Source organism: Campylobacter concisus (genome assembly GCF_003048675.2).
In the GTDB taxonomy this organism is placed as follows: Bacteria; Campylobacterota; Campylobacteria; order Campylobacterales; family Campylobacteraceae; genus Campylobacter_A; species Campylobacter_A concisus_F.
The window spans coordinates 411,195-433,079 of record NZ_CP060707.1 but is presented as its reverse complement, the minus strand read 5'-3'; the positions used below and the strand labels follow the sequence as shown (position 1 = coordinate 433,079).

Here is a 21,885-nt window from a genome sequence, read left to right as displayed (position 1 = left end):
GAGGTACTTTTGGGGATATATGGTGATAAAGAGCATAGAGTATAACGAAGTATCTAAAGAAAAAAACCTAGAGAGGTGGTAGAGCTAAAAGATAAAAAGGGTAAAGAGATAAGATTTAAAAATTTCAGATCTTATAGATGATCTAGATAAGCTAAAGCAAGGTGGTCATACTATAGTATTTTTTTGCATATCTTGAAGGGGAGAAGGATAAAGTAAATACAAAAGCGTATATGGTAAAAAAACCATATAAGGATAGATATAAAGATACCTCTATATATTAATTTAAAGATGATAAGCTAATCATATATGAATTTGAGCATGCTATAAAAAGAGAAGAGTTTTTAAAAAGCTAGTCTAAATCATGATGATGCCTTAGTAAATAAAAAGTGGCTACTTATATATAGATAAAGATATATCTAAGCAAGATATAAATATCTATGAAGATGACAAACTTACTAAAGGGCTAAAGAGTGAAGATAGTACAAATAAGAGATATCAAATTTACATAGATGAAGCAAATTCCACAAACTATCAAAACCAAAGCAATACAAACCAAACAGGTCAAACAAAGATAAATAAAGATACCAAGTATGGTATCAACCTACTAAGCAAAGATAATATGGATAGCTTTATAAACTCTTTTAATGAATCAAAGAGCATAACTAGAGTAGATAAAGGTATGTGGGTGGATGGGGATAGAGGGGTTGGGGTAAAGACGGATGGAGATATTAGAATCCTTAGAATAAGAGCCTTTATGTGTGCCATAAAATACGGCGAAGGAACAAGTGGAAATAACGGATACGAAATAAATGTCGGTGGAAAGTTATTTACTAAAGATTACGGAAAAGACTTTTCAGATCATCCAAGATATTATGTAAAATCTGTTAATTCAACTGCTGCCGGAGCCTATCAGATAATGCCTGATACTTGGGATACAATTATCAAAAAGTACGGAAAAACTTACAATATCACTGATTTTTCACCAGCAAATCAGGACAAAGCATGTCTTGTATTAATAAAACATACAAGAGACGCTCTAAAACTAATAATTAATGACAAAATTGATGAGGCAGTTAGGAGTAGAACAGACAGTATAAATAAAAGATTAAATCGAGAATGGGCTAGTATGCCAGATTCTCCATATAAACAGAGAACTATAACTATGGAAGAGTTTTTGGAACACTATATGCATCATTTGGAATTAGAAAAAAGAGACATAAGTGACTTGGCTATAGATGATGAAGAGATTAAAAGATTTTTAGATTAAAGGAGATGTTATGAAGTTAAATAGAATGGTGCTTATTTTTGCTTTGCTCACATCAGCTTTTGGTGCTGAGCTGGAGCAAAAACTGGAAGCTAAATTTGACAAATATAAGGTTAAAGAAGTATATAAAGGTGAGATAAAAATTCCAAATAGTTACAAAAAAGATGAAGAAGGAAAATATAGAGATAGTGCCGGTAAATACGTAGGTAATCAGCAAGATTTTTACATAAATTTTGCAGGTAAGTATATGATAGTCACGCATAGTTGTGGCACTAGTTGTTATTATAGAACAGTTGAGGACTTAAGTGCAGGCGAGAGCGTAAAAGTAGATGGAATGAGTAAATTTGATAATAATCTTGCCAACTTTGCAGTTGGGAATAATTTTTTAGCAGGATATACTTTGCTTACCACTAGAGAAGATAGCACTCTAATGCTAGTTCAGTACCTAGAAAATGATACAGATATTTGCAAACAAGAGTATTTTGTACTAAAAACACTTAAAAATGGCAAGATGAAGCTAAAAAGCATATCAAAAAGAACACCTTGCGATACACCTATAAAATAGCTATGAAATTTAAAACCATACTATTATTAAGCTTTCTAATGAGTTTAAATTTATATGCGTACGAGCCTCCAAAAAATGCCAATAGAGCCGAAATAAACTGCATGTTTATCTCTAAAAAGCTTCAAAGCCAATGGATAAAAGATGACTGGGAGCAATGCAAAATAGATAGCAAAGATACAATGCCTCATAAACCAGTCGTAGTAAAACTAGACGGTGCTTTAGCTGTACTTGCGTTTTTAAAAACACAAAACAACAAAACACAAATGGCGCTTTTAAACACGGATAAAACCTTAATAGAACCTGACATTATAGATATCTTTGATGAAACAAAGTCAGTGTTTTTTACGGATATAAATAAAAAGAAAAATCTTTGTGTCATCAATAGCTACTCTTTAAATGGCACAAATAGCAACTTAACTAGCTGCTATGAGTTAAACAAAAAAGAAAATTCGATCATTATTTCACCTCTAACAAAAATCATAGACTTTCAGTGTGAAGGCGATTGCGAAGGATATGACGCGGATGCTGTTAAAAAATTTCTAATAAAAAATCCCGATGGATACATTATTGAGGGATCATAGAATATGAATTTTTTCAAATTTTTAAATAGTGCATTTTTATTAATATTATTGCTGGCTTGCAATGGTATGGGAAAAGATGAAATACCAAATTTTAAATACAAAGACGCATCTAATTATTATTTTTAAAAATAGGCAATGATGACTATTCTGTAAAAGTTTTACGTGATTATAATGAAGACAATCTAGGTCGGGCAATAGATATAAAAGAGTGCGCCATTATTTGCAAAGACAAGATATGGAGTTTTTTTGTTATGACGATATGTCTATGTGGAGCGTTACGGCCAATGGCAATATAATTGAGTTTAAAGGCGGAACACAAGATAGAAACGGAAACATAGTAGATTTTTTTATACTTTTTAAAAATTTAGCCTCAGAATTTTATTTGTATGAGTACTTTTGGAAATTTTGGATATATAGATGAACCTACAAACGATGAAAAATTTAATAAAATAGAAAACTACTACACAGATCATGGTAAAAAGAATAGACTTTTATATAAATCAAATCACTCCAAAAATTCTTAATGACATAAGAAAAAACTTTTATAAAAATAAGCAGTAATTTAGGTAATTTGAGTAACGTATTTAAAAGTAAATATATTTAAATAAGTAGAATATTGTGATGAAATTTAAAACTATATTGTTAGCCCTGATTGCTAGTTTAAATTTAAGCGCTTTTGAACCTTTAAGCCCTGAAAATGCTATCAATAAATTTAATAATGATTTTTGCCAACTAAGTGATTATGATTCAAGCCCCTGGAGAGATTACGGCACAAAAAGCAAGCCAAGCTTTGCCTGCTATGATACCAAAGGAAAGTATAAATTTAAAAAATACTCCTTAGAAGACTTTATATGCCAGTCAGACTATAACTCTTTTAGGGATAACTATTTTGCTGATCTTTATAATCTAATAATAAAAGAAGCTCCAAATTTAAAAGACAAAGCTCAAAAGGTAGCTAGAGAAAGGATAAAAGATAGCAAAAAAGAGTGCATTAGATACTCAAAAAAAGAGTATGACTATAGCTTTATTGCTAAGTCAGTATTTTTTGTATCTGAAAGTATCTACTGCATAAAGAATTTCTATAGAGAGTACACTGCTAAGCTATCTTTAATGCTTTATGAGAACAATAAAGAGCTATTTAAAAGAATTTACGGCAAAGACTACGAGAAATTTAAAGAGGTATTTGAAGATACTTTAAAATATGTACCGATAGAAAATGGTAGCATACCAAGAGATGTAAAAAGAGCTGAAATAAACAACGACTTTTTACAAAAATACAAAAGTTACCACTATGATGACGACTACCCACAGATAGATGATATGCTATATATCATGCTCGTGCAATACTCACTCATTGACAAAAATGGTCATTTAGTTTTACCAGAGAATAGAAAAAATGATGTCAAAAACTAGTTTTTTATACTTATTGCTACTTTTAGCTATATTTTCTAATGCCAAAAACTTAAGCATAGAAACATACAGCAAGGATAACAAATGCTCCATAAGTATAAATGATGAAGAGATTTATAGCAGGGAGTGCGAGTATGAGCTTGAACCAAATTTGATCTTTTATACCAAATTTAATCGTAGCGAAGTGTGGATATTTCAAGACATACAAAACTATGCCGCCTGCAGCGGACACGGCTCTTTGAGAATTTTTGAAAAGAAAGATGACGACAAGATAAAATTTCAAGGTGAGATAGATTGGTGCACGAGTGTGCCATTTTTCGAAGTCACCAATGAAGGCATCTTGATAATAGACAAACCACACAAAAATGCACTAACCAACAATGGTGAGCCAAATTTTAAAAGTAGCGGAAAACTATCAAATGAAAGAAAATATAAATTTGAGAATGGGAAGATCAAAAAGATATAGTTTTGCCTTTGTTAAATAGATATAATGCACTTAAAAAAGAGTGGATAGATATGACAAACAAGATATTTATTTTTTATTTTATGGTGCTAGCCTTTATAGCGCATAATGCCTGCGCAAAAGATATAAATTTAACGGGGATTTACAAGAATGAGCCTTGTAATATTTCAATAGAAATAACGAAAAATACCAATAAGGCAAAGCATTTTTACAAGATAGTTGATAATAATCAGACAAAATCACAAGGCTATATATCAAGCATAAAAAGCAACGGCGAAGGTGGATTTTACATAAAATTTAAAAAGATTGGCGGAGTGTATGAAAATGGTAGTATAGTCATACAAAACTACGGAAACTCTATGAACGAGTATAATCATTTTGAAGATTGCGATAGTAAATACTTAAAATTTGATAAATAGGGCTAGCGTGCGTGATTTTGTAATTACTATTTTGCAGTAAATTTTAATAGAAAGAACTTATGATAGTTTTTAGATTTTTTATTTTAATCAATTTATTCTTTGCATTTATCAAGGCTGACAAATTCGGGTATTACTATGAAAATGAAAAATTTTTAATAGCTATTCCAATGTTTGAATGTGAGGGTGACATACATTGTACAAATGGTGGTTATTTTGGGGTAAATAAAAGAAATGCCAAAAGTTTAGAAATTTTATCAAAACCCACACCGATAAAAAATAGTGTAAATGAGCGCTTGATGGGATATAAATTTAAAAATTCAAACTACATATATGAAATTTATGGCGACATAATGTCTGGTGGAAAAATGTATTTAAACGTTTTTAAGCAAGGAAAAACTATTTTTAAAAGCGATGATTTACAACAGATAGAACAAGAAGAATTCCTATCCAAACTTAAAGAAATAGATAAAATGCTACCTGCGAGCTTTGAAAAATTTTACAAGAAGCTACAAAACAAATACAAAAATGAAAACTATCAATAAAATAATTCTTTTTTATCTAGTGCTATTTATGTCACCAGCTCTTTTTGCAGAGCAAGCCACCAAGCAGTGCTTTAGTGGATATTTAGATAGTAAAGCTCGTTTTATAGATGAAAACAAATTTGATGAATTTGACTTTTCTGGCATTTTGACTGACACTCGTGCAAAATTTTTAGGCTATATCGGAGCTGATTATCACAGGCTACATATAAATTTTAGTAGCGTCAAAAAAGCCTCAAATACAAAATATATCGTATCTGGTGAGTACAAAATAACCGCAGATGCTCGCCCATTTAACGGCGAAATTCAAATAATCAAGATAAAAAAATATGTAAATTTAAACTACGGCGTTGATGACTTTATGAAAGGCAAGATCAATGCCCAAGGCATAGCCTTAGCGAGCTATATCTTAAAAGGTGATGGAGGTTTTCAAGCCAAAGGTCAAATGCTCATGAAATGGTACATTAATAGCGATCAAAGGCTAGCGTATGACGATATATTAGAAGATGAAGATATGCACGCAAATGATTTATTTTGCGGAGAGTGCAAGGTGGGCAAGGCGCAAACAAAGCCATGCGCGTGGGGGCATTATAGGATACCAAACAGCGGCGATCTTGACATAGGTGCTGGGGAGTTTAGTCCTAGTCCAAAATATCTTAACAACGGCTGGAGCGACTTTAACAAGAATGAGTAAATTTTCTATAAAAAGCTTTTTAATACTATCTCTAATTGTAGGATTTCTAAATTTAACAGCTAGCGAAAATTTACCACACACGACAGGCGTAGGTGAGATCAAAATCGGTCAAAATTTAGCTTTGAAAAACGTCAAATACTTCTTAGATGGCGAAAAAGCAAGCTTTGTAAATTTAGACAAAACGCAGATTATGACACTTGATTTTTGCTGTGGCGGTAACGGCGAAATTCAAAGGATAAACGTCAAATTTTATGATAAAAATTTAACCAAAGACTATATAAATTTCAGCAAGACAAAAGAATTTACTACAAATTCTGGTATCAAACTTGGCGACAAACAAGAGCAAATTTTAAATAAGCTTGGCAAGCCAAGAGACCAGCAAGAGCAAAATGGCACAACCGCTGCGACCTATATCACCGAGCAAAATGAGAGCCGCCTCTTGCAAGAATTTGACATGCCGCTATACTATGAGAAATTTATCTTTTATAGCGGCGTTTTAAAAGAATATGAATTTGGCTTTGAGTATCCGTGATATAAAAAATAAATAGCAAAATAAGTTTAAGAAATATGCCTATCTTGCATATCAAATTTTAATCACAATAACGTTTATTTCGTATCAAAATGCGTTTAAGCTTTTTGCTTTGTTTAAGCAAGTTTTTACTACAATCCAAAATTAAATTTAGCTTTTTGGGCTATCATTTGTGAAAACTTCAAGGAGCAAGATGGAACCGATTTATAAAACGCAGATCATCAAATATAAAGGCGAGCAAAAAGCACAGGTTGATGATATTTTGGTGCGTGAGATCAAGCTTGAAATTTACATAAATGACAAAAAATTTGGTGCCGTTATGGCAACGCCAACGGATCAAAAGGCGCTTGCCGTGGGCTATTTAATCAGCGAAAACGTCATCACGAAGCCAGAAGACATAATAGAAGTTAGGCTCTCAACCGACGAGCTAAGCGTCTATGTAAGCGCCAAAGTGAACGAAAAATGCCTAGAGCAGTTTAACGAAGAGAAGGTCATAATAAGTGGCTGTGGCAGAAGCTCAACAGCAAATATTGACCCACAGGCGATGGCGGCAAGAGCCGTAAAAAGCGGGGCTAAATTTAACAAAGATATGATCCTTGCCCAAATGAAGGAGTTTTACACGCAGTGCGAGCTTTATGAGATGACTGGCTGCGTGCATACGGCAAAGCTCTTTGTGAGCGAAGATAAATTTTACATAGGCGAGGATATCGCTCAACACAACACGATCGATAAAGCCGTTGGCAAGGCCGTTTTAGACGGAGCTAACTTAGCAAATTCATTTTTGATGGTGAGTGGCAGGCTTAGTTCAGAGATGGTTGCAAAGGCCGTTATGCACGGCATCCCAGCGCTTATCTCAAGGACAGCGCCAACTAGCCTTGGCGTGGTGATCGCTCGTAAATTTGAGCTCACGCTTTGCGGCTTTGCAAGGGGCGAAAATATCAACGTTTATAGCGGCGAAGAGAGAATTTATGAGTAAAAATTTAGAAGAGCTAATAAAACAAACGCTAAATAAAAGCGGCAAACTTGACTGTGGCACGGCTTTTAAGATCGCAAACAAGCTTGGCATAGAAGTTGGCAAGGTAAGTGACGAGGCAACCAGACTTGGCGTCAAGATAGATAACTGCGAGCTTGGACAGTTTGGTGGCTTGGATAAAGACCGCGGTAAATTTACATTGTCACTAAAACTAAAAGAAGTGTGCGACGAAAAGGGCAGAGTTTTTTGCGAAGATGCAAGGGAGATGGCGGCAGCTAATGGCGGACTAAAGACCATGCGCTCGACGCTTAGAGACTACGGCTTTGACGTGAAGTACTGTCAGCTAGGCTGTTTTAAGGAAAAGAAAGGCAAAAAGATGAGAGTAAAGACAAAGACTTGGATAGAAAACGACGAGGGCGAGCTTATATTTGGCAAGGGTAAAACCGAAGTTTTAGACGTGATAGCCGAGGTTGGCTCGATATCAAAGGCAGCTGAAATTTTAGGCATGAACTATAAAAAATGCTGGTCGCATCTGCAAATTTTGCAAAAAAATTTAAAAGAAGATCTCTTTACGACCAAGCAAGGCGGCGGAGATAGCGCTGGCACTACGCTAAATGATAGAGCTTATGAGCTCATAAACGCTTATAAACAGCTTCAAAATGACATCGAAGACTATGCAAATAAGCGCTTTAAAGAGCTATTTTTAAAACAAGACGATAAGAAAAAAGATAAAAAATAAACCAAATTTTTAAAAGGAGAAAACATGTATGTAAAACTAAACGATAGGACTTATCTAAACAAAGATAAGATCACGAGAATCAAGATCGATAGCGTTCAAGACGGCATTCGTATCCGTTTCTATGAGGGTGCAAACCAAGTTGCTAAGAGCCAAAGATTTGAGAGTGAAGCAAAAGCTAACGAGTGGTTAGAAAAAAACTTCTTAAACAAATAACGCGAGTGGGCGCCCTGCCCGCTTGTAACCTCACTTTATACAAAATTTCATTATAATCGCACTTTTAGCCAAAGGGAAAATCGTGCCAACTATAGATGAAGTAAGAAAAAATATCATTTTAAAAGATGGAATTTACTATTTTGACTACACGGCCTCAGGCCTTGCCTATGCGCCTATCGAAGATGAAATTTCAAAATTTTTAAAAACCTACGCAAACACACACTCAGACAGCAGCTCAAGTGCCGTGCTAACGCAAAAACGCTACGAAAACGCAAGGGCTGAGTTAAAGGAGCTTTTGGGGCTTGATGATAGCTTTTATCTAATAGCAACTGGTCAAGGCGCAACGGCTGCGATAAAGAAATTTCAGGAGATAATGGGAATTTATCTGCCGCCAACGACAAGAGCCTTGATCGGCGAAGCAAATTTAAGAAGCGTAAATTTACCACTCGTGCTTGTTGGGCCCTATGAGCACCACTCAAATGAGATCAGCTTTCGTGAAGGGCTTTGCGACTGCGAGCGCATCGGACTTGATGAAAATGGCGAGATAGACTACGTGATGCTTGAGAGGACGCTAAAACTAAACGCAAAAAGAAAGATCATCGCCTGCTTTAGCGCCGCCTCAAATGTCACGGGCGTAAAAACCGACTATAAGAAAATCTACTCGCTCGTTAAGAAATTTGGCGGAGTGGTAGCATTTGACTGCGCAGCGACCAGCTCGCATGAAATTTTAGACGCCGCCTATTTTGACGCAGCCTTTTTTTCACCTCACAAGCTACTTGGTGGAGTTGGGAGTTGTGGGCTTTTGGCGATCAAAAAAGAGCTTTATACAAGCGATATACCAAGCTTTGCAGGTGGCGGCACCATCGCACTTGCGACGCCTTCAAAGCACCTTTTTATAAAAAATGTCGAGCAGCTTGAAGAGGCTGGCACGCCCTCTATCTTGGGGCTGGTACGAGCAAGCCTAGCTTACAGCCTGCAAGCAAGTGTCGGAGTAGAAAATATCAAAGCTCGCGAAGATGAGCTAGCAAATTTCTTTGAAAAAGAGCTTAGCAGCATCGAAGATATCACCATTTATGGCCCTAAAAATGCAGAAAAGCTACCTATTTTTTCATTTAATGTACGCGACATTTCGCCTTATGACTTTGCTGCAACACTTAGCAACAACCACGGCATACAAAGCCGCGCTGGTGTGATGTGCGCTGGGCCTTATGCTTTTGACCTGTTGGGACTTAAAGAAAATAAGATCTTAGAGAAAAAGCCAGGTTTTGTAAGGGTGAGTATGCACTACACGCACACAAAAGAGGATGTGCTCTATCTCATAAACGCTATCAAATCATCTATCAAAAAGCACCGCGAGCTTTGGGGCGAGGAAAAGGCGATGTATGAGATGTTTGGCGGGAAAATTTAGGTTAAATTTTTTGAGTTAAATTTAATAGGTTCTGGAGATTAAGCGCTTTATTTTTAAATACCAGCACAGATACAACTAGCTATATCATAGTCATATTGAAATTTTAAACGCTTTGCTTTAAATAGCTTTCGCAAAATTAGCTATGTTTTTTAAATTTAAACCAGCTTATCTATATCAAATTTAGTCAGTCTGAAATAAAATTTAAAATTTATCATAGCAACCCAGAAACCTAACCGCCAAAGCAAAGCATATCTGCTTCCCCTTTTAAATTTAACTTATAAATTTAGCTGTGGATACAACTTTTGATTTGCCTAAATTTTAACAGCAAAGTCTTTTAAAAATAGATTTTAAAATTTAAGCATTTTATTTTTTAAACAGCCTCTGTAAAGCTAGCTCTGTTTTTCAAATTTAAACTGGCTCTACCTATATCAAATTTGGTTTCGAAATAAAATTGATCATGCCAGCTCATAAGCCTAACCGAAAAACATATTTTAGCACAACAAAATACATTCAAATTTAACTTTTAAATTTAGTGGCAGCACGGCTTTTACGCTATCTTATTTAGCTTAAATTTTAGTGGCAAAGCTTTTAAAATTTAGATAAAGTAAGCCATATAAATTTAATATCTTACATGGTTAAATTTAGTAGCTTTAAATTTAAAAGCCGAAATTTCAAATTTTTACTTTGAAATTTCATCTTTTATCTTTTGATAAAGCTCCAAAATTTCATCTTTTTTGATGATAAAGCTATTTTTATTTGCGATCAGATAGGCTGAGCTTTGCATGATATCGCCAGCCACTTTTAGCCCATTTTGCTTCATAGTTGAGCCAGTTTCGACCACATCGACGATCGCATCGCTTAGCCCAACAAGTGGCGCTAGCTCGATCGAGCCATAAAGCTTGATGATCTTCACGCCAACGGCAAGCTTGGCAAAGTAGTTTCTAGTGATATTTGGCATCTTAGTAGCGATCTTTAGCTCAGACCTTGAAAAATCAAGCTCCTCTTCGTTTTTTATGCCGATACAGACCTTGCACTTGCCTATTTGTAGATCAAGCAGCCTTACTACATTTGGCTTATGCTCTTCAAGCACGTCAAGGCCGACCACGCCGATATCTGCAGCGCCTTCGGTGACGTATGTTGGTATATCTTGGTTGCGAACCATTAAAAATCTAAAATTTCCCTCTTCAAGGATAAGCTTTCTATCCTCAAACATAAAGCTAGAACCAAAAATTTTTCTAAAAATTTCAAGTGTATCTTCTGCGATCCTGCCCTTTGGCAAGGCTACTGTTATCATTTTAAAATTTCCTTTTTCTCATCGATTATTTTTTGCATGGCACGAAAGATCAGCATCTTGTCGCAAATGGCATTTTTAAAAAATTTAGATAAAAAGTCGCCATCTCCGCCAGTAAAATATACTTTTTTGCTGCCTGCAAGCTTTGAAATGAGCGTGATAATGGGCTTTATGATGCCGTAACTCACAGCATCGCTCGTTTTTTGCGGCAGTGCGTCGATGTCGATTTGTGAATTTAGTGTCACATCAAGGCGTGATGAGATGCTTTTATAGGCATTTAACATAGTTGCGATGCCTGGCAAGATGTAACCGCCAAGATGAAGTGAGTTTGCCATTATATCAACGGTGATAGCACTTCCAGCATCTACTATAACGCCATCATTTATCATATAACAACCCGCTTTTCTATCTACTCCAAGCCCCTGATAAATCGTGTCTATCTCAAAGTAAGACTCTAAATTTACAAACATTTCATCCTTATCTACCATGTGTAAAATTTCTTCATTTACACAGATAAAATAGACCTTTTCATCTGGCTTGTAGTTTTTAAATTCGCTAACTTTTATGTGTGTGATCTTGCCATTTTGCAAAAAAGAGGCGTTGGTATTACCTATATCACACAAAATCATAACAGCTCCAGCCTTGCTCTTTGAAGTAGTTTAGGGATTTTGAGCAAATTTGAGAGTTGTAAAAGATCACACGTTTTTTGATCTTGGTTTGAAATTTATCCTCAAATTTAGTGCAAATTTCATTTATCTCGCCGGCTTCTTTAAGTAAAAGCCTGCTTTTTGCACTTCTTAAAAAAACGATCTCGTAGAAATTTTTTGTATCAACACCAAAAAACGCCTCAAGTGAGCGTTTCTTGGTAAATTCACTAAGATCAAGCCTTTTTATATCTCTTAGCAAGATCTTTTTAGCTTCAAAAAGCTCCCAAATTTTCTGGCTCATTGCCCTAGATTAACATACTCATTATCATAGTAAAATGCGCCATTACCCATGAAGCTTTTATCTTTTATCTCGTCGCTAAACTCGTAAATTTCAGCTCCGCTAAGGTCTAAATTTGTCTTTATAACATAGCCTGTTTTTTCGATGACATAGAGCTTATTGTTGATGATAGTAGCCGCTGAAAAGATAGCAAATTTGAAATTTACCTTATTTTGCTCTTTTAGCATGAGGTCTGTTCTTATGATCGTGCCATCTTTTTTAAAGATGTAAATTTCATCGTTATGAACTAGCACATCTTTGATCTCGCCGTCATAATAAACTGTCTGGCTTGGGTTGATGACGATTAGTTTTTTGGCTGTTGCTGCGATTAGGTTATCACCCTCAACGCCTAAAAATATGATGTTGTTAAAGAAATTTTCAGAGCTTACGACAACGTCGCGCAAAATTCTACCAGTCTCTTTTTGTACGATGTAAATTTTACCATCAAGCGCTGGATAGACGATAAGTGAGCTCATAAAGTAAGGTGCAACAACTCTTGAATCAACCGCTGCGATATCAGATGAGCTATACTCCATTAGTGTCGTAGCTGTGTTGATATCGATTAGATAGATGTGGTTTGATGCGCTGATAGCTGCAAGTTGGTTTTGATCAAGCGAGGCTGCTACGATCGCAGTTGGAAATTTACCACTATAAACGCTGTGGCCGCTAGGATCAGTCACGTTTAGATCGCCATTTATGCTAGCTGAGATGACAAAGCCGTTGTTTTCGTTTAAGAAATTGAAATTTTCAGGCAAGGTAATGCTTTTGTTTAGCCCATTTTTCGTGATGATGTTGCCATTATCAAGCGTTGCGCCATTTGCATTTGCTGATTTGATGTAAGAAGGAAGATCTTTTGACAAAGATATCTCACCAGAAGTTTGCGCAGGCTCAAAATATTGTCTTTTTGTGCCGCATCCGCTTAGAACTAAAGCCAAGGCAAAAGCCAAGAATAGTGTAAGTTTTTTCATTATTTTATTCCCTGATAGTGTTTTAAATTTTTAACTAAAGTTTGAAGTTGTGAGTCAAGTGCGATCTTGTCAAATTCCACATTTGCCTCTTTGATTTTATTTTGTTTTAAAAGCTCAAAACCTTTTAAAAGTGCGTTGTATTCGCTTAAAATTTGAGTATTTGCATCGCCAGTTTGTGAAAGAATGATATCTTTTACGATCGGATTTACTTTTAAATTTACAAGCTCGCTAATGCCTTTTGTATCGTTTTTATCGAGCATTTGTCCAAGTGAGAAAAGCGCATACATGCTTGGCTCTTTCTCCTTTAAAACATTTAAAGCGTTTGCGTCATTTGGGTTTAAGATAAGCTTTGAATAGGCTAAATTTGCCTCCTCAACCCTGTTGTCGTTTAAAACCTTACTAGCGTAAAATCCGATGAGTGCGACGATAGCTGCAACGCATAGCACGATCAGCAAAGTTTTGTATTTCCTAAAAAAACGCTCTCCCTTGATCATACTCTCAAGAAACTGCTCTTGGGCGTCGATCTCTTTTTTTATCTCGGTTAAGTCTTCTTTTATAGCCAACGTTTTTCCTTGCTTTTAAAAAATTTTAATTCGCAGATTTTAGCATAATTAAATTAAAAGTAGCCCAAAATTAAAGCTTGAATGTGATATAATGCCTCAAAATCAATTAAAAGGTTGCTTAATAATGCAAATAGACGACACTCTCTTAAATAAACTAGAAAAACTCTCAGCATTACAAATTAATGATGAAAAAAGAGAAGAGATCAAGAAGCAATTAAGTGAAATCGTATCTTTTGTCGATGTTTTAAACGAGCTTGATCTAAGTAGCGATGAGGCCGTAGTTAGCTCTATAAAAGGCGGCACTCCATTAAGAGAAGATGAACCACATTTAAGTAACGTTGTCGATGAAATTTTAAAGCACGCCCCTTCACGCGAAGGACACTTTTTTGCCGTGCCAAAGATCATAGAGTAAAATATGGATCTAATCGAACAACTAAGAGCGCAAAGCTCGGACGCTCAAGCCAAAGCATCGGAGAGCAACCTCTCTGGTGACATCCAAACGCTTCTAAAAACCGTTGTTTTTAATAAAGCCAGTGACCTCCACCTAGTCTCAAGGTCTGAACCTCAGATAAGGATAGATGGCACTTTAAGACCGCTTGAATTTGGCGTGCTAAGTGGCAAAGATATAGAAAATTTATGCTACGCTCTGATCACAGACGCCCAAAAGAGTGAGCTTGAAAACAATAAAGAGCTTGACTTTGCCATAGAGCTTCCAAATATCGGACGCTTTCGTGGCAACTACTACTACACGATGAATGGCGATCTAGCAGCAGCTTTTCGTATCATACCTATCGACATCCCTTCGCTTGATGATCTAAATGCACCACAAATTTTTAAATATATCATCAAACGAGAAAAAGGCCTTATCCTAGTTACTGGACCAACAGGTAGCGGTAAATCAACGACGCTTGCTGCGATGCTTAATGAGATAAATTTAAATTATAGAAAGCACATCATCACCGTTGAGGACCCAGTCGAGTTTGTGCATAACAACAAAAAAGCCCTATTTTCACATAGAAATATCGGCACCGACACACACTCTTACTCAAAGGCGCTAAAATTTGCACTTCGTGAAGACCCAGATATCATACTTGTAGGCGAGATGAGAGATAGGGAGACGATCTCTACGGCTATTACAGCAGCTGAGACCGGACACCTAGTCTTTGGCACTCTTCACACAAACTCAGCCATACAAACTATAAATAGGATCGTTGATAGCTTCGATGGAAGCGAGCAGCTTCAAGTAAGAAACATGCTTAGCGTTTCGCTAACTGCTGTCATCTCACAAAGTCTGATACCAAAAATAGGCGGCGGAAGGTGCGCTGTGCATGAAATTTTGATAAATAACATGGCGATTTCAAACTTGATACGCGAAAACAAAGTGCATCAAATTTACTCTCAAATGCAGCTAAATCAGCAACAAACTGGCATGAGCACGCAGACTCAAGCGCTGATGAAAGCGCTAAAAGAGGGCTTGATCACAAAAGAAAACGCGCTAGCCTACTCAACTAGCCAACAAGAACTTCAAAATTTAATAGGAACTGTATGATGGATTTAGTAACTTGGTTTGACATTATCGTCATCGCCCTTGTCCTGATACTTGGTGTAAAAGGCATAATAAACGGGCTTATAAAAGAGACTTTTGGACTTATCGGACTTATCGGCGGTCTAGTTGTCGCTAGTAGATTTTCAGATGTAGCTGAGAGTTTCATAAGCAAAAATATCTATAAATTTGAAAATCCTTCATTTTTACAATTTGTCGCATTTATCGGACTTTGGCTAGTTTTTTGGCTAGTTTGTCTGCTAGTTGGCAAATTTTTATCAAAGATAGTTTCAGTAAGCGGACTTGGCTTTTTAGATAGGCTTGGTGGATTTGTCATGGGAAGTGGCAAAATTTTCCTCACATTTTCAGCAGTCGTCGCCGTAATGTCAGGCACTTCGCTAAATAAAATGATCGAGCCATACTTCACAAATAGCAAGGTCTATCCGCTCCTGCTTGAAACTGGTAGATGGATAACAAATATCGATGTGAAAAACATCAAAAATGGGCTAGATGAGATGGTAGTAAGACCAAAGGATACAAACAAGAGTGATGCATTTATATCAATGGATGCAAATGCGAGCACAAACACCGACACAAACGTCACCAAAGGGGAAGAAAAATGATAGAAAATTTAGAATATGATGCCTTGCTTGAGAAATTTAAAAGAGTTCTTCGCGACAATGGTTTAAAATATACAAAACAGCGTGAAATTTTACTAAAAACGCTTTATAACAACGATGAACACTTTACGCCAGAGAGGCTATATCTTTTCATAAAAGAGACCTATCCTGAGCTAAATATCGGCATCGCAACTGTTTATAGGACGCTAAATTTACTAGAAGAATCAGAGATGGTAACATCTATCAGCTTTGGTTCGCAGGGCAAGAAATTTGAGCTTGCCACAAAGCCACACCATGACCACATGATATGCAGAAAGTGCGGCCTTATCATAGAGTTTGAAGATCCTATGATAGAAAAAAGGCAAATAAGCATCGCAAAAGAGCATGGCTTTAAACTAACTGGTCACATGATGCAGCTTTATGGAATTTGCGAAAAATGTTCAAAAAATAATATAAAGGGAAAGTAAGGTGATATTTGACAACCAACACGAAATTCAAAGATTAGAAAGCATAGATGAGCTTAGAAATTTAGGCATAAATCCGTATCCACATTTTCTTAGAAGAGATATGAATATCTCTAAATTTAGACTTAAATTTAACTATATAAAAGATACAGAAGAGAAAAAAGCAGAGGGGCAGCTAGTTGGCCTTGCAGGCAGGATAAAGCTGATCCGCGACGCTGGTAAAGCGGTCTTTGCAAACATCGAAGACGAAAATGGAAATTTACAAATTTACTTTAGCAACAAGACGCTTGATCCAGAGTGGTTTAAAATCGTTAAAAAATATGTAGAAATAGGCGATATCGTCTATGTTAGAGGCTACGCTTTTATAACAAAAACTGGCGAATTTTCAATGCACGTAAATGAGCTTAGCTTAGCTACAAAATCAATTAGTCCGCTTCCTGAGAAGTACCACGGGCTAGTTGATGTTGAGACAAGATACCGCCAAAGATACCTTGATATGATAATGAACCCTGAAGTTAGGGCTGATTTTAAAAAGCGCTCGGTGATTATAAGCACGATTAGAAGATTTTTTGAAGAAAAGGGCTTTTTAGAGGTTGAAACTCCGATGCTTCACCCAATAGCTGGTGGCGCAAATGCAAAACCATTTGTGACATTTCACAACGCTCTTGGAGTTGAGAGATACCTAAGAATCGCTCCCGAGCTATATCTAAAACGTCTTGTAGTTGGTGGCTTTGAGGCTGTTTATGAGATGAATAGAAACTTCAGAAATGAGGGCATGGACCTAACCCACAACCCTGAATTTACAAGTATCGAGTTTTACTGGGCATATCACAACTACCACGATCTAATGGGTATCACAGAGGATCTATTTAATGTCATTTTAGAAAAACTTGGCATGGAGAAAGTAATAAATTTTGATGGCATGGAGATTGATTTTAGCAAGCCATTTAAACGCATAAGCTATAAAAAAGCCTTAGTTGAGATAGGCGGACTTGCTGAAGATGTCGTAAGCGACAAGGCTAAAATTTTAACAAAACTAAGGGCAGATGGCTTTGAAGCAAACGAGAAGCTTGATCTTGGCCACTTGCAGGCTGAACTCTTCGATAACTACGTAGAGAGCAAGCTAATACACCCAACTTTTGTCATCGACTATCCGATCTCTATAAGCCCACTTTCAAGAAGAAGCGACACAAATCCTGACGTGGCAGAGAGATTTGAGCTATTTATCGCTGGTAGAGAGCTGGCAAATGGCTTTAACGAGCTAAATGATCCGATCGATCAATACAACCGCTTTAAAGCGCAGATCGATGCTAAAAACGCAGGCGATGACGAGGCTCATGAGATGGACGAGGACTATGTAAAAGCCCTAGGATACGGCATGCCACCAGTTGCAGGCGAAGGCATAGGTATCGATAGACTTGTGATGCTTCTAACAGATAAAAAATCAATACGCGACGTTGTCCTCTTCCCAGCGATGAGGCCACTAAAAACTGAGACAAAGGAGAACGAAAAATGAGTTTGCAAAGCTATGATAAAGATATTTACGACCTAGTAAATTTAGAGTTAAAACGCCAGTGTGACCACCTTGAGATGATCGCTAGCGAAAATTTCACATATCCAGAAGTCATGGAAGTGATGGGTTCAATACTAACAAACAAATACGCCGAAGGCTACCCTGGCAAGAGATATTATGGTGGCTGCGAATTTGTAGATGAGATCGAGCAAATCGCGATCGATAGATGCAAAGAGCTTTTTGGATGCGAATTTGCAAACGTTCAACCAAACTCAGGCTCTCAGGCAAACCAAGGCGTTTATGGTGCTTTGCTTAATCCAGGCGATAAAATTTTAGGCATGGATCTAAGCCACGGAGGCCACTTAACGCATGGTGCAAAGGTAAGCAGCTCTGGCAAGATGTATGAGAGCTTCTTTTACGGCGTCGAGCTTGATGGTCGCATAAACTACGATAGAGTTATGGATATCGCAAAGATAGTAAAACCAAAAATGATCGTTTGTGGCGCTAGCGCATACACAAGAGAGATCGAATTTAAGAAATTTAGAGAGATAGCTGACGCTGTTGGTGCGATACTCTTTGCAGACGTTGCTCACATCGCTGGTCTTGTAGTAGCTGGTGAGCATCAAAATCCTTTCCCGCACTGCGACGTCGTAAGCTCAACTACTCATAAAACTCTAAGAGGCCCAAGAGGCGGTATCATCATGACAAACAACGAAGAGTACGCTAAAAAGATAAACTCTTCTATCTTCCCGGGCATCCAGGGCGGACCACTAGTTCATGTCATCGCTGCAAAGGCAGTTGGCTTTAAGCACAACCTTAGCCCTGAGTGGAAAATTTACGCCAAACAAGTAAAAGCAAACGCTAAAAAACTTGGCGAAGTGCTAATAAGTAGAGGCTTTGATCTAGTAAGTGGCGGCACTGATAACCACCTAATCCTAATGAGCTTCTTAAACCGCGATTTTAGCGGAAAAGACGCAGATATCGCTCTAGGAAATGCTGGTATAACTGTAAATAAAAATACAGTTCCAGGCGAGTCAAGAAGTCCGTTTATCACAAGCGGCATACGTGTAGGTAGCCCAGCTCTAACAGCTCGTGGCATGAAAGAGGCTGAATTTGAGCTAATAGCAAACAAGATAGCTGACGTGTTAAGCGACATCAACAACGCATCTTTACAAGAGAAGATAAAAGCCGAACTAGTCGATCTTGCTCATAAATTTATAATCTATGATAAAGCGACATTTTGATGCAAAGTATTGATACATCTCTTATAAAGATAATAACGACCCACTACTACATCAAACGTGACACGATCGTCAATAAGATAGAGTATAAGGGCAAAATTTTCTTTGATAAATTTGAAAAGGTTAACGAACCACTAACTTATAGCGTTATGAAAGAGCATGAAGAGGGCAAAGCTATAATCGCCCACTCGCTAATCAATGCAAGTGACAAGGTCGAAAACATAGTCTTTGACTACAACGGCAGAACTCCAGATAGGTTTTGGCATAGAGCGCAGCTTCTTTTAAGAGAAGAAGGCTTTATAAATTTCACAGCCTACGAGACCAAGACGCCAGGACATTTACACCTTTATGTGCATAAAGGTCACACTACACTAAATGAGGCTTGTACGCTTGCAAATATGCTAAGCGCAAAGCTCTCACAAAAGTTAGCCAAAGAGTGGAGAATGTTCCCAAATATCGACATGCCAAAAGAATTTAACATCCTAACTTTGCCATATAACCTCTATCAAAAAGAGCGTGGGGCAAGTTGGTCAAAATATATGTAAGGAGAGATAATGGAAAACGAAGAGTTAAAAGATATACTTTTAGAAAAAGATGATGAGGCAAAGGGCGCAAAACTAAAGAAACTTCTTATGTTTATAGCGGCTCTTGTTATACTATTTTTAATCATCATCGTAGCCATGAAGCTTATAAACTCAGGCGACTCAACACAAGCACAAAACGAAGCTGACTCAAGACTAGTTCTGCCTCCAGTGCCAGCAGAGCAGCCAGTCGATACACAGGTGCCTGCACAAGATACAAATTCAGATGTTAAAAAAGGCGATACTCAGCTTTTCGAGCAAGTGCCTATCGTGCCTGAAAACAAGCAGCAAGATGATTTTGAAGATATGATCAAAAAGCTAAAAGATAAAGAAGGTGCAAAATCAGCTCCTAAAACTGAAGAGCCAAAAGAGATAGTAAAAGCTGTCGAGCATCCAGCTGAAACACCTAAAAAAGCTGAGACAAAAGTAGAAGCTCCAGCTAAAAAAGCTGAAACAAAAAGCGAAGCTAAAGCAGAGAAAAAAGCTGAAGCAAAGCCAGCCAAAACTGAGGCAAAAGCAGAGAAGAAAGCTGAAACTAAAGCTGAGAAAAAACCTGAAACTAAGGTAGAAAAAAAGGCTGAAGCTCCTACAAAAGCAGAAAAAGTAGAAAAAAAAGCTGAAGCTCCAGCAAAAGCCGAGAGCGTGGCAAAAGGCTCTTATGTACAAGTATTTGCAACTAGCAAATTTAACCCAAATGCCGACTATATGAAAAAAATAGCAGCCAAAGGATATAGCTATAAGACTATAAAAGCTGGTGAGCTAACTAAAATTTTAGTTGGTCCATTTGATGAAAAAGGACTACAAAAAGCTGTAAATGACATAAGAAAAGATGTCAATAAAGACGCTTTTGTCTTTAGAGCAAAATGAAAACCTTCGCAGTTTTTGGAGATCCGATAGCTCACTCGGTATCTCCAAGACTACACAACAAAGCCATTGCCGATCTAGCTCTTGATGCCCTATATACTAGGGTCTTGCTAAAAGATGGCAATGAGCTAATCAATAAATTTAGATCCTTAAAACTAGATGGCGCAAATGTCACACTCCCGCATAAAGAATTTGCTCTAAATTTAGCCGATGACGCCTCAGAAGCAGCACGTAAAATAGGCTCTGCAAACACTTTAGTACTAAAAAATGAGAAAATTTATGCCTACAACACCGACGCACCTGGCTTTTTAAAAGCGATAGCAAATTTCAAAGAGGCAAAAAGCGCCATCATCCTTGGAGCTGGAGGCACTGCAAACGCCCTAGCCTACGCGCTTAGATCGCAAAACATAGATGTTTGCATACTAAATAGAAGCAAGGCAAGACTTGATAAATTTAAAGATCACTATGAGTGCTTTAGCTGGGATGATTATAAAGAGCATAAATTTGATCTAGTGGTAAATTCAACCTCAGCAGGGCTAAAAGATGACCTTTTACCAGCACCAAAAGAGATTTTAGATGGCATTTTAAAAAGCGCTAAATTTGCATTTGATGTGATATACGGCAAGCAAACGCCATTTTTAAAAGAGGCTAAAAGGCAAAATTTAGCATGCAAAGACGGAGCTGATATGCTCTTGTACCAAGCGGTCTTGGCGTTAAATTTATTTTATAATGGCAGCCTCGATGAGAAAAAGATAGAAGCTTCTATGCGAGAAGCGATGTGCCTAGCCTAAGCTCCGTCTCAGGCTAGGCAGATGCAGGAGTTGCGCTGGTGCATTTTTCACGCGGAGTACGCACGGCACGGCATACACATCCGGCAGGGCAAAATTTAATCGTCACGCTGGGTAAAATTTACACCAGTACGGCGGATGGGATAATGCAAATCTACGAAATGCTTGCCCAGATAGGCTATATCGACGCTAACGCAACGACTAATAAAGACAGCGCAAAGAAGACGAAGTAGAGCGGAATATAAAATTATAAAATTTCAGAATTCTACTCGTCCTTCGCGGGCTTTAAATTTTAAAATTTATCCGCTTCCGTAAGTCTGAAATTTTAAAATTTCATGCAGGCTAGAGGTATAGAATTTATCTTGTCTTTAGGATTTGGAATTTTAAATTTCATACAACACATGCCTCGTCTGCTTTAAATTTTAAAATTTAATGCAGCTTAGAGGCGCTAAATTTTTATAATTCTACCCAGCAATGGGCTTGGAATTCGGCAAGGCTAAATAATTTTTAAATTTTAAATATATACTAAGAATAAAAATATAGAATGCGACCGAATATTTTTTCAAAAATGGGGAAATTTTATAAGGGATTATAATAAGGAGCCGATAATTATAGGAAGCTATTATATACGTAAAATAGATTTAATGGTCAATATCTCTTCTATACAG

The 21,885-nt window shown here is 37.0% G+C and carries 28 protein-coding genes; 23 read left to right on the top strand and 5 right to left on the bottom strand.

The annotated features are described in order from the left end of the window. Positions 1-619 precede the first annotated feature (619 nt). From CVT00_RS02235 to CVT00_RS02170, 14 genes are all read left to right on the top strand, one after another. The gene (locus tag CVT00_RS02235) at positions 620-1,267 is read left to right on the top strand and encodes a glycoside hydrolase family 24 protein (protein ID WP_196376881.1); all 648 of its coding nucleotides are present in this window, start codon (positions 620-622) and stop codon (positions 1,265-1,267) included. 10 nt (positions 1,268-1,277) lie between these two features. Next, the gene (locus CVT00_RS02230; protein WP_103558685.1) at positions 1,278-1,829 is read left to right on the top strand and encodes a hypothetical protein; all 552 of its coding nucleotides are present in this window, start codon (positions 1,278-1,280) and stop codon (positions 1,827-1,829) included. A gap of 38 nt (positions 1,830-1,867) precedes the next feature. Next, positions 1,868-2,410, top strand: a complete 543-nt coding sequence (locus CVT00_RS02225) for a hypothetical protein (RefSeq protein WP_141090415.1) — start codon at positions 1,868-1,870, stop codon at positions 2,408-2,410. A gap of 235 nt (positions 2,411-2,645) precedes the next feature. Then, complete coding sequence (locus CVT00_RS02220) at positions 2,646-2,831, top strand: hypothetical protein (protein ID WP_196376880.1); 186 nt, start codon at positions 2,646-2,648, stop codon at positions 2,829-2,831. 200 nt (positions 2,832-3,031) lie between these two features. Then, positions 3,032-3,823: a hypothetical protein gene (locus CVT00_RS02215; RefSeq protein WP_103558688.1), complete on the top strand. Its 792-nt coding sequence runs from the start codon at positions 3,032-3,034 to the stop codon at positions 3,821-3,823. Continuing rightward, positions 3,810-4,286 carry a hypothetical protein gene (locus CVT00_RS02210; protein ID WP_103558689.1) on the top strand — a complete coding sequence of 159 codons (477 nt, stop codon included), beginning with the start codon at positions 3,810-3,812 and terminating at the stop codon, positions 4,284-4,286. Before CVT00_RS02215 ends, CVT00_RS02210 begins: the two co-directional genes overlap by 14 nt. Positions 4,287-4,288: 2 nt before the next feature. Further along, positions 4,289-4,702 (top strand): hypothetical protein, encoded by a 414-nt coding sequence (locus tag CVT00_RS02205; protein WP_103558690.1) that lies wholly within the window; start codon positions 4,289-4,291, stop codon positions 4,700-4,702. 59 nt (positions 4,703-4,761) lie between these two features. Beyond that, positions 4,762-5,244 (top strand): hypothetical protein, encoded by a 483-nt coding sequence (locus tag CVT00_RS02200; protein WP_103558691.1) that lies wholly within the window; start codon positions 4,762-4,764, stop codon positions 5,242-5,244. Next, a complete protein-coding gene (locus CVT00_RS02195; RefSeq protein ID WP_141090416.1) occupies positions 5,228-5,935 on the top strand; it encodes a hypothetical protein in 708 nt (235 codons plus the stop codon). Before CVT00_RS02200 ends, CVT00_RS02195 begins: the two co-directional genes overlap by 17 nt. Next, on the top strand, positions 5,928-6,467 hold the full coding sequence (locus tag CVT00_RS10155; protein ID WP_219810330.1) for a hypothetical protein: 540 nt from the start codon (positions 5,928-5,930) through the stop codon (positions 6,465-6,467). The genes CVT00_RS02195 and CVT00_RS10155 overlap by 8 nt, the downstream gene beginning before the upstream one ends. A gap of 190 nt (positions 6,468-6,657) precedes the next feature. Further along, the gene (gene fdhD, locus CVT00_RS02185) at positions 6,658-7,440 is read left to right on the top strand and encodes a formate dehydrogenase accessory sulfurtransferase FdhD (protein WP_103558693.1); all 783 of its coding nucleotides are present in this window, start codon (positions 6,658-6,660) and stop codon (positions 7,438-7,440) included. Then, entirely contained in the window at positions 7,433-8,176 is a 744-nt protein-coding gene (locus tag CVT00_RS02180; RefSeq protein ID WP_103558694.1) for a winged helix-turn-helix domain-containing protein, read from the top strand. The genes fdhD and CVT00_RS02180 overlap by 8 nt, the downstream gene beginning before the upstream one ends. A 24-nt stretch (positions 8,177-8,200) precedes the next feature. Further along, a complete protein-coding gene (locus CVT00_RS02175; protein WP_002941192.1) occupies positions 8,201-8,389 on the top strand; it encodes a hypothetical protein in 189 nt (62 codons plus the stop codon). Between the two features lie 82 nt (positions 8,390-8,471). Continuing rightward, positions 8,472-9,797 carry an aminotransferase class V-fold PLP-dependent enzyme gene (locus CVT00_RS02170; RefSeq protein ID WP_103558695.1) on the top strand — a complete coding sequence of 442 codons (1,326 nt, stop codon included), beginning with the start codon at positions 8,472-8,474 and terminating at the stop codon, positions 9,795-9,797. Between the two features lie 679 nt (positions 9,798-10,476). On the opposite strand, the gene hisG is transcribed toward CVT00_RS02170, so the two are convergent. Genes hisG through CVT00_RS02145 form a run of 5 tightly spaced genes read right to left on the bottom strand, consistent with a single transcriptional unit; the run spans position 10,477 to position 13,603 of the window. Then, positions 10,477-11,091, bottom strand: coding sequence for an ATP phosphoribosyltransferase (hisG, locus tag CVT00_RS02165; protein ID WP_012140323.1), 615 nt, complete (start codon positions 11,089-11,091; stop codon positions 10,477-10,479). Continuing rightward, entirely contained in the window at positions 11,088-11,717 is a 630-nt protein-coding gene (locus tag CVT00_RS02160) for a type III pantothenate kinase (protein WP_103558696.1), read from the bottom strand. The genes hisG and CVT00_RS02160 overlap by 4 nt, the downstream gene beginning before the upstream one ends. Continuing rightward, a complete protein-coding gene (locus CVT00_RS02155; protein WP_103558697.1) occupies positions 11,704-12,036 on the bottom strand; it encodes a hypothetical protein in 333 nt (110 codons plus the stop codon). The genes CVT00_RS02160 and CVT00_RS02155 overlap by 14 nt, the downstream gene beginning before the upstream one ends. Then, positions 12,033-13,040 carry an L-seryl-tRNA selenium transferase gene (locus CVT00_RS02150; RefSeq protein WP_103558698.1) on the bottom strand — a complete coding sequence of 336 codons (1,008 nt, stop codon included), beginning with the start codon at positions 13,038-13,040 and terminating at the stop codon, positions 12,033-12,035. The genes CVT00_RS02155 and CVT00_RS02150 overlap by 4 nt, the downstream gene beginning before the upstream one ends. After that, positions 13,040-13,603, bottom strand: coding sequence for a hypothetical protein (locus CVT00_RS02145; RefSeq protein ID WP_103558699.1), 564 nt, complete (start codon positions 13,601-13,603; stop codon positions 13,040-13,042). The genes CVT00_RS02150 and CVT00_RS02145 overlap by 1 nt, the downstream gene beginning before the upstream one ends. 124 nt (positions 13,604-13,727) lie before the next feature. On the opposite strand from CVT00_RS02145, the gene gatC reads away from it, so the two are divergent. Genes gatC through CVT00_RS02100 form a run of 9 tightly spaced genes read left to right on the top strand, consistent with a single transcriptional unit; the run spans position 13,728 to position 21,220 of the window. Beyond that, positions 13,728-14,015 carry an Asp-tRNA(Asn)/Glu-tRNA(Gln) amidotransferase subunit GatC gene (gene gatC / locus CVT00_RS02140; RefSeq protein ID WP_002941258.1) on the top strand — a complete coding sequence of 96 codons (288 nt, stop codon included), beginning with the start codon at positions 13,728-13,730 and terminating at the stop codon, positions 14,013-14,015. A gap of 3 nt (positions 14,016-14,018) precedes the next feature. After that, the gene (locus tag CVT00_RS02135) at positions 14,019-15,152 is read left to right on the top strand and encodes a type IV pilus twitching motility protein PilT (protein ID WP_009294808.1); all 1,134 of its coding nucleotides are present in this window, start codon (positions 14,019-14,021) and stop codon (positions 15,150-15,152) included. Next, a complete protein-coding gene (locus tag CVT00_RS02130) occupies positions 15,152-15,769 on the top strand; it encodes a CvpA family protein (protein ID WP_107915364.1) in 618 nt (205 codons plus the stop codon). The genes CVT00_RS02135 and CVT00_RS02130 overlap by 1 nt, the downstream gene beginning before the upstream one ends. Further along, complete coding sequence (locus CVT00_RS02125) at positions 15,766-16,233, top strand: Fur family transcriptional regulator (protein ID WP_002941362.1); 468 nt, start codon at positions 15,766-15,768, stop codon at positions 16,231-16,233. The genes CVT00_RS02130 and CVT00_RS02125 overlap by 4 nt, the downstream gene beginning before the upstream one ends. 4 nt (positions 16,234-16,237) lie before the next feature. Further along, complete coding sequence (lysS, locus tag CVT00_RS02120; RefSeq protein ID WP_223231786.1) at positions 16,238-17,746, top strand: lysine--tRNA ligase; 1,509 nt, start codon at positions 16,238-16,240, stop codon at positions 17,744-17,746. Then, positions 17,743-18,987, top strand: a complete 1,245-nt coding sequence (locus CVT00_RS02115) for a serine hydroxymethyltransferase (protein WP_107915360.1) — start codon at positions 17,743-17,745, stop codon at positions 18,985-18,987. The genes lysS and CVT00_RS02115 overlap by 4 nt, the downstream gene beginning before the upstream one ends. Further along, a complete protein-coding gene (locus CVT00_RS02110) occupies positions 18,987-19,529 on the top strand; it encodes a DUF1882 domain-containing protein (RefSeq protein ID WP_103558727.1) in 543 nt (180 codons plus the stop codon). The genes CVT00_RS02115 and CVT00_RS02110 overlap by 1 nt, the downstream gene beginning before the upstream one ends. 9 nt (positions 19,530-19,538) lie before the next feature. After that, positions 19,539-20,432, top strand: a complete 894-nt coding sequence (locus tag CVT00_RS02105; RefSeq protein WP_103558701.1) for an SPOR domain-containing protein — start codon at positions 19,539-19,541, stop codon at positions 20,430-20,432. Then, the gene (locus CVT00_RS02100; RefSeq protein ID WP_103558702.1) at positions 20,429-21,220 is read left to right on the top strand and encodes a shikimate dehydrogenase; all 792 of its coding nucleotides are present in this window, start codon (positions 20,429-20,431) and stop codon (positions 21,218-21,220) included. Before CVT00_RS02105 ends, CVT00_RS02100 begins: the two co-directional genes overlap by 4 nt. The last annotated feature ends 665 nt before the right edge of the window (positions 21,221-21,885 follow it).